Origin of the sequence: Tamilnaduibacter salinus (genome assembly GCF_003096655.1) — a bacterium.
Classification (GTDB): Bacteria; Pseudomonadota; Gammaproteobacteria; order Pseudomonadales; family Oleiphilaceae; genus Tamilnaduibacter; species Tamilnaduibacter salinus.
On record NZ_QEKQ01000002.1, the window covers coordinates 258358 to 271059 of the forward strand.

The following is a 12702-nucleotide window of genomic DNA, read 5'->3' on the forward strand; positions in this document are numbered from 1 at the left end:
TCTTATGACGAACCGGCAACAGCGGATCGAACAACTCCATAAAGCCCTGCGTGAGCGCATTGTCATTCTGGATGGCGGCATGGGCACCATGATCCAGAACCTCCAGCTGAGTGAGGACGCGTTCCGCGGCGAGCGGTTCAGGGACTGTGACCAGGAAGTCCAGGGCAACAATGATCTGTTGAACATCACGCAGCCGGAGAAGATGCAGGCCATCCACGCGGATTATCTGGAAGCCGGCGCGGACATTATTGAAACGAACACGTTCAACAGCACCCGGCTGTCCCAGTCCGACTACGCCATGGAGTCGCTGGCCTATGAGCTGAACGTCGAAGGCGCCCGGATTGCCCGGGAGGTGGTGGATGAGTTCACCGCAAGAACACCGGAGAAACCGCGTTTCGTCACAGGCGCCATCGGTCCGACGTCCCGCACAGCCTCCATATCGCCGGATGTGAACAACCCGGGGTATCGAAATGTGGATTTCCAGACCCTCTACGAGAACTATTACGAGGCGACCCAGGGTCTGGTTGAGGGTGGCGTTGACCTGCTGCTCATCGAGACCATCTTCGATACGCTGAACGCCAAGGCCGCCATCTTCGCAATCCAGCAGTACTTTGAAGACAGCGGCGAAACACTGCCGATTATGATTTCCGGCACGATCACTGATGCATCCGGCCGCACTCTGTCGGGGCAGACGACCGAAGCGTTCTGGAACTCAGTGAGGCATGCCAATCCTCTGACCGTGGGTCTGAACTGCGCCCTCGGCGCCGATGCGCTGCGCCCCCACGTCGAGGAGCTCTCCAACTGCGCAACCAGTTACGTCAGCGCCCACCCCAACGCGGGACTGCCCAATGAGATGGGCGAGTACGACCAGACGCCGGAGGAAATGGCCGAAATCATTGAAGGCTTTGCCCGGGATGGTTTCCTGAACATTATCGGCGGTTGCTGTGGCTCGACACCGGAGCACATCCGCGCCATTGCCGAAGCGGTCAGCCGTCACCCGCGCCGGGTACCGCCAGAGATTCCCCCTGCCCTGCGCCTGTCCGGCCTTGAGCCCTTTACGGCCGACGGCTCATCGCTGTTCATCAATATCGGCGAACGAACCAACGTGACCGGTTCCAAACGGTTCCTGCGTCTGATTCGCGAGGAACAGTACGAGGAAGCGCTGAGCGTTGCGCTGGACCAGGTTGAGAACGGCGCCCAGATCATCGACGTCAACATGGACGAAGGGATGCTCGAATCCCGGGACGTGATGGTGACGTTCCTCAACCTCATTGCGTCTGAACCCGACATCTCCCGCGTTCCCATCATGATCGACTCGTCAAAGTGGGAAGTGATCGAAGCCGGGCTGCGCTGTGTCCAGGGCAAGAGCGTTGTGAACTCCATCAGTCTGAAAGAAGGCGAAGAGGACTTCCTCGCCAAAGCCGAATTGTGCCGTCGCTATGGCGCAACCGTCGTGGTGATGGCATTCGACGAAAGCGGCCAGGCCGACAACTATGAGCGGATGACCGCTGTCTGCAAACGCTCATACGACCTGCTGATGGGGATCGGCTTCCCGCCCGAGGACATCATTTTCGACCCGAATATTCTTGTGATCGGCACCGGTATGGCCGAGCACGACAACAACGCCGTGGACTTCATCGAAACCGTTCGCTGGATCCGCCAGAACCTGCCTTACGCGTCGGTATCAGGCGGTGTCAGCAACGTGTCATTCTCGTTCCGTGGCAATAACGTCGTGCGCGAGGCGATCCACTCGGTCTTCCTGTACCACGCCATTAAGGCCGGTCTCAGTATGGGCATCGTTAACCCGGGCCAGCTGGTTGTTTACGATGAGATCGACCCGGCATTGAAAGAACTGGTTGAGGACGTCGTGCTCAACCGCCGTGAAGACGCCACCGAGCGTCTGCTTGAAGCCGCCGACCAGTACCGGGGGCAGGCGGGCCAGCAGAAGGCCGAAGACCTGGCCTGGCGGGAGTGGCCGGTCGAGAAACGCCTTGAGCATGCGCTCGTCAAGGGCATCACCAGCTACATCATCGACGACACCGAGGAGTGCCGCCAACGCGCCGAGCATCCGATCGAGGTGATCGAAGGCCCGCTGATGGACGGCATGAACGTCGTCGGTGACCTGTTCGGTGACGGCAAGATGTTCCTGCCCCAGGTGGTGAAAAGCGCCCGTGTGATGAAGCAGGCCGTCGGCCACCTGATTCCCTACATCGAGGCCGAGAAATCCGCCGGTCAGCAGGCCAAGGGCAAGATCCTGATGGCCACTGTCAAAGGCGATGTTCACGACATTGGCAAGAACATCGTGGCCGTGGTACTGCAGTGCAACAACTACGAGGTCATCGATCTGGGCGTGATGGTTCCCTGCGAGAAGATTCTCGAAACCGCACGTGAGCAACAGGTCGACATCATTGGGCTGAGCGGGCTGATCACGCCATCCCTGGATGAGATGGTCCATGTAGCAAAAGAGATGCAACGCCAGGACTATCAGGTGCCGCTGATGATCGGCGGCGCGACGACGTCCAAAGCCCACACGGCGGTCAAGATTGAGCCGCAGTACGACAACGATCTGGCACTCTACGTTTCAGACGCCTCACGTTGCGTGAACGTGGCCTCGAAGCTACTAAGCCAAAAGGCGAAGGAGGCGTTCGTCGCCCAGACCCGCGAGGAGTATGACACCATCCGCGAACGCCGGAAGAAGAAAGGCAGCCGGATGAAGCTCATTGGACTGGACGAGGCCCGTCAGCGTGACACGGGCATCGACATGGCCTCTTACGAGCCGGTCCGGCCCTCGTTTACAGGGCTGAAGGTCTTCGATGCGTACGATCTCGAGACCCTGGTCGACTACATCGACTGGTCGCCGTTCTTCATCTCCTGGGACATGTCCGGAAAGTATCCCGCCATTTTCGACGACCCCAAACGCGGTGAAGCGGCGCGGACGCTATTCGACGACGCGCAGCACATTCTTCGCCGGATCATCGACGAAAAGCGCCTGACGGCACGGGCCGTGATCGGGTTCTGGCCGGCAAACCGCCGGGGGGACGACATTGTCGTCTATACCGACGAATCCCGTTCCGAGGAACTGACGACCCTGCACCACCTTCGTCAGCAGGATGAAAAGTCCCCCGGCAAGCCCATGCTGGCACTGTCCGATTACCTGCTGCCTGAGGACGATGAACGCTGTGACTACATTGGCGGGTTTGCCGTCACAGCCGGGATTGGCGCGGATGAGTTGACGGAGGAATACAAGGCCGTCAATGATGACTACAGCGCCATCATGGTTCAGGCACTGGCGGACCGCCTCGCGGAAGCGTTCGCCGAGCACATGCATGAACGTGTGCGTCGCGAATTCTGGGGCTATGCGCCTGCCGAAGCGCTCGACAATGACGCACTGATCAAGGAGAAATACCGGGGCATCCGGCCAGCGCCTGGCTATCCGGCCTGCCCGGATCACACCGAGAAGAGCACGCTCTTCGAGTTGCTCGATGCAACGGACAACGCCGGGATGACGCTGACCGAGCATTACGCCATGTCGCCCTCTGCGGCGGTTTCCGGCTGGTACTTTGCCCACCCGGAGGCCCGTTACTTCTCGGTGGGACGCATCGGCCGAGATCAAGTGGTGGATTACGCAGAAAGAACCGGCATGAGCGTCGCGGAGGTGGAGCGCTGGCTATCGCCCAGCCTCGGTTACGAGCCGGAATGATGCGCGAGAGAGACCTATGACGGAACAGCAGCAGGACAATCAACCCCAGCGCCGGAGACCGGGCATCCTGAAGATCATTCAGAGCATTCTGGCCGGTGCGTTCGGCGTGCAATCAAACCGTCGCCGGGAAGAAGACTTCCGCAGCGGCAACGCCCTCCCCTACATCATCGCCGGCGTCATTTTTACCGCCGGCTTCGTCATCACCATCGCCCTGATCGTGCGCTGGGTCCTCAGCACGCAGAGTTGACAGCGACGCGGAAGCGGACGGCGGGATCGGCACCCGGCGCCGCCCCGAAACGCCGGCCCGTTACTGCCCGGCAACCCAGAACACGGCAAAAGACACGGTCAGGGCAATCAGCACAATGGCCGCGATCGCATCCACCTGCCCGTCTGTCATCGTCGACTTCTTGCTCATGGATCTCACTCCTCAGCCTTTTTATGAGTCTTGTCTGGAGACGTGGATTGTCCCGAAATCCGAACTGAGTGTAGCACGAGGCTTTCGACGATTGGCATGGGCTGAATCGCGATTTATGCCGCCTGAAACGAAAGCAAACAGTTATTAGCATATTGTTAAATAATCGTTTTGTGCATAAGCAGATCCTAGTATCATCTCCCTCAAATTAGGGGTATTCCCACCCATCTGTGATTTCCGACAGACAGAGATTTCGGACTATGTACGTCTACGACGAATACGATCGTCAAATCCTGAAAGAGCGCGTCGTCCAGTTCCGGCACCAGACCGAGCGCGCGTTGCGGGGCGAGCTCGAAGAGCACGAGTTTCTGCCACTACGGCTGCAAAACGGCCTGTATGTTCAGCGCTTCGCCCCAATGCTTCGCATGGCGATTCCGTATGGCATGCTACGCTCGCGCCAGCTTCGGCGCCTGGCGGAGGTAACACGGGATTTCGATAAGGGCTACGCCCACTTCACGACCCGTCAGAACCTGCAACTGAACTGGCCGGCCGTTGAGGACGTGCCCGACGTGCTTGAGGCGTTGTCTGAAGTGGAAATGCACGCCAACCAGACCAGTGGCAACTGCATCCGTAACACCACGACGGACCAGTTTGCTGGCGTGCAGAAGGATGAAATCGTCGACCCACGCCCCTATTGCGAGCTGATCCGGCAGTGGTCGACCTACCACCCGGAATTCGCGTTTTTGCCGCGGAAGTTCAAGATTGCCGTGAACGCCTCTCCGTCCACCGATCGCGCGGCGGTTCAGGTTCACGACATCGGGCTGGAACTGCACCGGAATGACGCCGGCGAACTCGGTTTCCGCGTCTACGTTGGCGGTGGTCTGGGCCGGACACCGATGGTCGGCCCCGTGATCCGGGAGTTCATTCCCGAGCGGGATGTGCTTACCTATCTCGAGGCGATTCTGCGCGTTTACAACCGCTATGGCCGTCGGGACAACAAGTTCAAGGCCCGGATCAAGATCCTCGTGAAGGCCACGACACCGGAAAAGTTTGCCGAGTTGGTGGAAGCGGAGTGGGAGCAGATCCGCAACACACCGACGCGCCTGACGCCGGAAGCCATCGAACAGATGAAGGGCTTTTTCACAGAGCCGGACTATGAGGATCTGGAAGACAATCCGCCGGCGCTGACGGAGGCCCTGTCAGCCAGCAAAGCGTTCAGTAACTGGCACACGCGCAATGTCAGCGAGCACAAAAAGCCGGGTTACGCCATCGTGACGCTGACCCTGAAACAGACCGGCGTCCCAACAGGTGACGTCAGTGACCGGCAACTGGAAGCCATTGCCGATCTGGCCGATGAGTACAGCTTCGGCGAGGTCCGCGTGACGCACGAGCAGAACGTGGTGTTGGCGGACGTCCGTCAGGACCGCCTCCAGGAGCTCTGGGAAGCGCTTCGCCCGCTGGGCTTTGCCACGGCCAACCTGGGGACACTCACGGACATGATCTGCTGCCCGGGCGGCGACTTCTGCGCCCTGGCCAACGCCAAGTCCATTCCGGTCGCCGAAGCCATTCAGCGCGAGTTCGATGACCTGGATTTCCTCTATGACCTGGGCGACATCGACCTGAACATCTCAGGCTGCATGAATGCCTGTGGGCATCATCACGTCGGCAACATTGGCGTTCTGGGCGTCGATAAAAAGGGGCAGGAGTTCTACCAGATCTCCCTTGGCGGTTCGTCCAGAAGGGATGCATCCGTCGGCAAGATTCTCGGGCCGTCGTTTGCCCGTGAGGACATGCCGACCGTGGTCAAGGATATTATTCAGGTGTACGTCGACCATCGGACAGAAGAGGAAACCTTCCTCGACACCTATCGTCGAATCGGTATGAGCCCCTTCAAGGAGCGCGTCTATGCCTAATCTCATCCGCCACGACGGCATTCATACAGATAATTGGACGATCGTTCATCCGCCAGCGGAAGGGGAAGCCGTTGAGGTTCCGGAAGGCCCCGCCCTTCTCCCAGCTGCGATCTGGAAGGACAAACGCCAGGAACTGACCGGTCGCAATGACATCGGGTTCTGGCTCGACAGCCACGAGGAGCCGGAAGATCTGGCCGATTACGTGAACGAGGTTCCGGTCATCGGCGTGAATTTCCCGAAGTTCAGCGACGGTCGAGGCTACAGCATTGCGCGGCTGTTGCGCGAGCGGTTCGGGTTTCGGAACGAGCTCCGCGCCGTTGGTGATGTGCTGCTGGATCAACTGTTCTACATGAAGCGCTGTGGGTTTGACGCATACGCCCTACGTGAGGACAAGAACCCGGACGATGCCGAATACTGCCTGAATGTGTTCAGCCACGCCTATCAAGGCGCCGTGGATGACGACACTCCGCTCTTCCGTCGCCGTTGGGCGTCCTGAGCACAGCGTTTTCGGGTGTTAGGGTCGCCTTATGACCCCGCCCACAGACCCAACAAGGGGCGCTCCATCCGGGGCGCCCCTTGTTGTTCGCGATTCGTCTACAGACTGTGGTCGAGCACGAGGCTGCCGACGGAGTCGCCTTTGAGGAATCGCCCGAGCGCATCGCCGAGCCCTGATTTCCCCAGATCCCGGGCGCTGGCTTCGGTTTTCGGGCAGGCCCAGTCGCCTGCAAGGCGGCTCCAGACATAGGCTTTCTCGGACAGCGGAATCTCGACCGAATCAACACCAAGCAGATTCACGCCGCGCAGAATAAACGGAAATACGGTGGCGGGAATTTTCGGACCGGCCACCAGGCCGCAACAGGAAACAGAGCCACCCGGCTTGATGTGCTTGAGCAATTCGGCAAGTGGTTCACCGCCAACCGTGTCGAGTGCTCCGGCAAATGCCGGCTTTTCCAGCGGCTTCTTGCCCGGTTCCAGGCGATCCCGCCCGACGACGTCGGTCGCCCCCAACGACTTGAGGTGATCGGCCTGATCGGTTTTGCCACTGATCGCCACCACATCAAACCCCAGTCCGGCCAGGATTTCCACGGCGATGGTTCCCACCGCGCCGGTCGCGCCGGTGACGGCCACCGGGCCCTGATCAGGCGCAAGCCCCATTCGGAGCAGCTTGTTGACGCTGAGACCCGCTGTCAGACCGGCCGTGCCGTAGATCATGGACTGACGCGCATCCCAGGCCGAAGGCATCGCAATGCACCAGTCGGATGGCACGCGAATATACTCACCGAACCCGCCTGCGGTGTTCATACCGAGATCATACCCGGTCACGATCACGGTCGAACCAGCCGGAAACGCCTCCGATGAGGACTCGACGACCTCACCAGCGGCATCGATACCCGGCGTGTGGGGGTATTCGCGAGTCACCGCCTTGCTGCCACTCGCCGAAAGCGCGTCCTTATAGTTCAGGGACGAGTGGCTCACCCGGATCAGCACCTCCCCGGCCGGAAGATCGGACGTATCCTGAGTGTCCACCCGGCCCTCAAACTGCCCGTCTGCGACTTCATGGACTCGCCAAGCCTGGAATGCCGTCATAAAGACTCCTATCTCTTGTGGTGCCGGTATCAGACTACTGCTTGTGGTGCCGGTATCAGACTACTGAAAGTAGCGATGGCGAAGTGAGCCAAGCAAGCGCCATACTGTCGCCTCCGCCGCGTCGCTGGCTGCCAGCCCCAGTTTCTCCGGCAGGGATTTGCGGCGCCGGTAACTGACCGCCATCACATCCGCACGGTCACACGCCTCAATCAAATACTCATCGGATGTGCGAACCTCGTCAATGAGCTGAACGTCGAGGGCCCGGCGACCGAACCACACGTCTCCGTTCGCAACGGCTGCCAGATCAACCGAGGGACGCCGTTCGCCCACATAATCCTTGAACAGCTGATGGGTGTCTTCCAGATCGTCCAGGAACTTGGCCCGCCCCTGCTCCGTGTTCTCGCCGAAGATTGTCAGCGTGCGCTTGTGCTCACCCGCTGTCAGCACTTCGAAATCCACATCGTTCTTCTTGAGGAAGCGATGGAAATTGGGCAGTTGTGCCACCACGCCGATGGACCCGACAATCGCAAACGGGGAGGCGATAATTCGGTCCGCCACACACGCCATCATGTACCCGCCGCTGGCCGCGACTTTATCGACGCAGGCCGTCAACGGGACCCCTTTGCTCCGGATGCGATCCATCTGGGCGGCTGCCAGCCCATAGGAATGCACAAGGCCGCCGCCACTCTCAAGACGGACCACGACTTCGTCCCGTTGCGGATCGGCGACGCTCAACACCGCCGTAATCGAACGACGGAACGCATCCGTGTCACTGGCTTTGATATCGCCATGAAAATCCAGCACGAAAACCCGGGCACGCTCCTCGCCGTCATGGCTGTCTTTTGCTGACTTCGACTTCTTCGCCTTTTTTTCAGCCTTTTCCTCCTTCTTACGGGCCTTGAGCCACGATTTCTGCCGGGACGCATCAAGCATGCGCTTCTGGAGCGTCTCCTTCAGCTCGCGGTACTGGTCATTCAGTTTTTTGAGATGCAGTTCGCCATCCTCATGATCGCTGTGGCGGGTCTTCTGTGCAGCGGACACAATGCCAGCGACAATCACGAGAACAGCGGCCACCAGTGTGACTGCCTTGGCAAGGAACAATCCGTAATCGGTCAGGAACTCCAAGTTGCTCTCCCTGAAATGCGGTGAATGGGTTTGGGAATCGTTGAAAGCCTCTCAGCATAACAGCCAGCCCCGACCGAAACAGCCCGTTCAAACAAGCGTTCGATCAAAGTTGACACGGCTCGGACACCTCCCTAAAGTCGGTCGGAACCCGCCGGAAACTGGACACGGACCGGCGTGGCCATACAAGGCACCCAAGCCAAGCTTTTGGACGACACGAAAAGGGTATAACAATGTCTACAGCGCAGGTATTCGACAAGCTCGAAAAGAACTTCAATGCGGACGCCGCCGCCGGCCTCGACCTGGTCTTCCAGTTCGACATCGAGGACGATAAGACCTATCACCTCGTGATCAAGGACGGCACCTGTACGCTTAACGAAGGGGCACACGATGATCCGTCCGTGACGCTGATCATGAACGCTGAAACCCTGCAGGGCATCGTTTCCGGTGAAACGGACGGCATGCAGGCGTTCATGGCCGGTCAACTGCGCGCCGAGGGCGACATGATGCTGGCAACCAAGCTCGGCGAGCTGTTCGACATGGGCTGATACCCGGCATCCGGCGTCGCTTTTTTTCCGGTCATCCGGTGGGAAGGCGACGCGCTCCCCCCTGCCAGTTCCCTCGATTGCTGCTCTCAGTATCCAGCCTCTGACGACGAGTCCGGCGGCATGATCCAGTCATCCATGGCCTGCCCGGCCCGACGGTTCGCCGGCAATGCGGCAAGCCCGGTCGACGACAGACGGACATCAAACACGGCACCATCCGCCATCGGCATAAAGGTGGCGTTGCCATACAGCGCGTCCAAAAACGGCAGTCCGTGTTCCCGATCCAGGTGCCAGCTATCGAACCAGCTGCCTCCGCTGAGACCGTATACCGTCCGCTTGGCGCTGCGAGCCTGATCAAGTCGGGCATACCGACCGCTGATACGCTCCAGGCGGTATAGCGGCCCGATGCCCAGCCAGGAGAGCGGTTTTTTCAAATGCAGGATCCGCGCATCCACCTGCCACTGGTCACCACGTACCATGAAGGTGCTGGCGTCCTGCTCTGGCTGCTCAACCCGAACCCGCCAGGTCTGTGGGCCACTTTTCGTCATGCCGATGGTGGCGACCGTTTCGAGGTCAGAAAGGGTCTGATAGTGGCGCAGATCCAATGCCAGAAGTGCCGTATAGCCCCCTACGAGGATGATCAACAGGCCGACGCTGCCTCTGAACCATGGCAACAGGATGTTCGGGCGGAGAAACAACCAGAGACCGGGCAGGACGAGCAGTCCGCCAAGAACGCCCAATACGATCATGCCTGCCTGGTCGAGCATAGGAAGGGGTCCGTATCAGCCCGAGATTGGCGCAGCGCCTTTACAGGCCCGCATCCGACAGTGACTGTTCCGCCAGTTTCAGAAGGTCCGGATTGCCGGTCTCGCCGGCGCCCAGCGTCTCAATATAGTATTCCAGAGAGGTCAGCGCATCCGCCAGGGCTTCCAGCATCCCTTCGGCAGGGGGCTCGCGACTCTCGAGCAGGCGCTCCTCAATGGATTCAACAATGCGCGAGAGAATCTCCGAGGCCTCCCGGTCTTCCAGCATGGCAAAACCACCCCAGATACTGCGCAGGGTTCCAGGCACGTTGGCCAGATGCATCTTGTCGTAGTCGGATTCCAGGAATGCCGTGATGGCGCGTTTTGCCAGCGTCAGTGCGGCTCTAGCCTCGTCAGCCACCACAATGAGCGCCTCACGGAGATACAGCGACTGTTCGTCGGCAGGCTTGACGGTGGCCAGCGCATCGGTCTCGGTGGTGATCCCACGCGTGACCATCTGCATGGCGGCATCTTCGATGCTGAGAACGGCATTCGCCAGCCCGTAGAGCTCGTCATCACCCGGGAGATGGTTGTCTGCCTCCCAGGCCTTCAGCTTGGCCGCTTCCTTGCCGGCCAGTTCGGACAGCTTCTTAAGATCCAGCACCGAAAGGGTGTTGGAAAGACTGTCGAGAGACGCTGAGATACTCGAAAGCTCACTCAGATCCGGCTCAATACCACGCTCAATAATGTCCACCTTGTCCTTGAGCTGGTTCAGCTCTTCCTGCAAGGCTTCGGACAGGGACTGAAGAACATCCTCGCCCGGTCCATACAGTCGCTTCCGATGGGCTTCCATCAGGTGCTCGGGAAACTCCGCCGGGGCGAGCCCGTAATCCTGAAGCACCCGCGAGACTTCCGGGTTCGCCGAGCCACTCCGGTAAAGAATGTATACCAGATCGCGGACCAGTGAGTCTGGAACGTCTTTGCGGGAGGCCACCGGTCCGACATAGACCAGTTCGCGAACATAGCGCTCAATGCGCATCATCAGCCGCTTACGGATCTTGCCAAACGCCATGGCGCGGTCGAGCATGGTTTCCATGGTTAACGTCATGAGGCACCAGAACGGCCCCATGTCGGCATTCCGGCACAGTCGTGCAAGCCCTTTCGAGGCTCGGCCAAGCAGTTTCAGGCTGATGGTTTCGTCCCGGTCACGCAGGATCCCCAACAACCCAACCTGGTACATCAGCCGCATACGCCGGGCATAGACCTCGAACTGGACATCCTCGCCGAGAGGATCGATCGACAGCACGTCACAGAAATCAGGCTTGCTCTCAGACGGAATGTCGAAGAAGCACGATTCGGGATAGGGTTTCTCGCGGCGCGCTTCCCGTAGATCGTTGGTCACCGGCAATAGGAGCTCGGGGTGATCCACACGTTGCTGGTGATAGTATTCAACGTATCGGCGGAGAATGAAAAGCGCACTGCTTAATGCGGTCAACAGATGATTCTTGTCGTCGTTGGCACCCACCGGAACATCATTCGCAACCGCGACGGCCTCCTGACAGAGCATCATGCCACCCCGCAGTTCGACCAGCACAAAAATACCACGAAGCTGGTTCAGAAAATCAACGCAGTTCTGGAGGTCCTCGCCGCTGTCCCGGTTTTCCTGAAAGCGCTCAAGGCTCGCCTCGGCCTGTTTGATGGTCTGTTCGATTTCCGATTTGACCAGATCAAACGACTGCGATTTCGTCGCTAGAGACGACTGCACCATAGATTCGTATCCCTCGAGCCCGAGCGTTTCTTGTAGGTCAGGGCTTTATTCTCGCCAATTGCCCGCCCGCATAACGTGACGTTTTCCACACCTGTCCCGCGTCACGGAATCGTCACTCCAACAATTACTTATAACACAAAATTCAGGCGTCTCAAGAAATTCGCCTCTTTACCGATAGCCGGCTACTCGTGCTCCAACCGGTGCCAAAGGGCCTCGCCGGAGGCCTGACCGACCACGTCCAGGAACTCATCATGGGCGGCCACCTCCTCCTGGGACGCGCGCACGACCCGCAGTGGCCGGCGTTCCGGGGACAGTCGCTGGATACCGCTGGCACCCCCTGCTCCGTCCTGCGAGGCATCCAGCGACAGGGCGGTCTGTCCGCCGGTCATCAGGAGATAGACGTCAGCCAGGATCTCGGAGTCCAGCAATGCCCCGTGCAGCTCCCGGTTGCTGTTGTCGACGCCATACCGTTTACAGAGCGCATCCAGGCTATTGCGCTGGCCCGGATGTTTGTCCCGGGCAATCACCAGTGAGTCGGTGATCTTGCAATGGTCGGCGACGCGCCAGTCCTTGCCCAGCCACTGGAATTCGTGATCAATGAATCCCACATCGAATGGCGCGTTGTGGATCACAAGATCACTGCCCTGGATAAACTCAAAAAACTCCTGGGCAATATCGGCGAAGCGGGGTTTGTCGGCCAGGAACTCGTTGGTAATGCCGTGAACCTCAATCGCTTCTTCCTCAACCTCCCGGTCCGGATTGATATAAACATGGTAATGTCGGCCAGTCAGTTGCCGCTCTTCCATTTCCACGCAACCGATTTCAATGATCCGGTGGCCGTCCTGCGGATCAATACCTGTGGTTTCCGTATCCAGTACAACCTGTCGCATTCGTCGTTGGGTCCTGTATCTC

The 12702-nt window shown here is 59.3% G+C and carries 10 protein-coding genes; 5 read left to right on the top strand and 5 right to left on the bottom strand.

What is annotated here, in order from left to right; all coding sequences use genetic code 11:
- Positions 1-4: 4 nt before the first annotated feature.
- From metH to C8D92_RS03835, 4 genes are all read left to right on the top strand, one after another.
- Positions 5-3700 (top strand): methionine synthase, encoded by a 3696-nt coding sequence (metH, locus tag C8D92_RS03820; RefSeq protein WP_116918441.1) that lies wholly within the window; start codon positions 5-7, stop codon positions 3698-3700.
- Between the two features lie 16 nt (positions 3701-3716).
- Positions 3717-3947, top strand: coding sequence for a DUF2970 domain-containing protein (locus tag C8D92_RS03825; protein WP_095610548.1), 231 nt, complete (start codon positions 3717-3719; stop codon positions 3945-3947).
- Positions 3948-4372: 425 nt separating this feature from the next.
- Positions 4373-6025 carry a nitrite/sulfite reductase gene (locus tag C8D92_RS03830; protein WP_116918442.1) on the top strand — a complete coding sequence of 551 codons (1653 nt, stop codon included), beginning with the start codon at positions 4373-4375 and terminating at the stop codon, positions 6023-6025.
- A complete protein-coding gene (locus C8D92_RS03835) occupies positions 6018-6521 on the top strand; it encodes a DUF934 domain-containing protein (protein WP_116918443.1) in 504 nt (167 codons plus the stop codon). The genes C8D92_RS03830 and C8D92_RS03835 overlap by 8 nt, the downstream gene beginning before the upstream one ends.
- Positions 6522-6619: 98 nt before the next feature.
- Here the strand turns inward: C8D92_RS03835 and C8D92_RS03840 are convergent, their stop codons facing one another.
- Both C8D92_RS03840 and sohB read right to left on the bottom strand, forming a co-directional pair.
- Positions 6620-7612: a YhdH/YhfP family quinone oxidoreductase gene (locus tag C8D92_RS03840; RefSeq protein WP_116918444.1), complete on the bottom strand. Its 993-nt coding sequence runs from the start codon at positions 7610-7612 to the stop codon at positions 6620-6622.
- Positions 7613-7672: 60 nt separating this feature from the next.
- Positions 7673-8737, bottom strand: coding sequence for a protease SohB (gene sohB, locus C8D92_RS03845; RefSeq protein WP_116918445.1), 1065 nt, complete (start codon positions 8735-8737; stop codon positions 7673-7675).
- A gap of 230 nt (positions 8738-8967) precedes the next feature.
- On the opposite strand from sohB, the gene C8D92_RS03850 reads away from it, so the two are divergent.
- Positions 8968-9282: an SCP2 sterol-binding domain-containing protein gene (locus tag C8D92_RS03850; protein ID WP_095610543.1), complete on the top strand. Its 315-nt coding sequence runs from the start codon at positions 8968-8970 to the stop codon at positions 9280-9282.
- A gap of 86 nt (positions 9283-9368) precedes the next feature.
- Here the strand turns inward: C8D92_RS03850 and C8D92_RS03855 are convergent, their stop codons facing one another.
- The 3 genes from C8D92_RS03855 to dnaQ form a co-directional block, all read right to left on the bottom strand.
- Positions 9369-10046 (bottom strand): multidrug transporter, encoded by a 678-nt coding sequence (locus C8D92_RS03855; RefSeq protein ID WP_116918446.1) that lies wholly within the window; start codon positions 10044-10046, stop codon positions 9369-9371.
- Positions 10047-10086: 40 nt separating this feature from the next.
- Complete coding sequence (locus C8D92_RS03860) at positions 10087-11790, bottom strand: FimL-related protein (protein ID WP_116918447.1); 1704 nt, start codon at positions 11788-11790, stop codon at positions 10087-10089.
- Between the two features lie 182 nt (positions 11791-11972).
- Positions 11973-12680 carry a DNA polymerase III subunit epsilon gene (gene dnaQ, locus C8D92_RS03865; protein ID WP_116918448.1) on the bottom strand — a complete coding sequence of 236 codons (708 nt, stop codon included), beginning with the start codon at positions 12678-12680 and terminating at the stop codon, positions 11973-11975.
- Positions 12681-12702 lie beyond the last annotated feature (22 nt).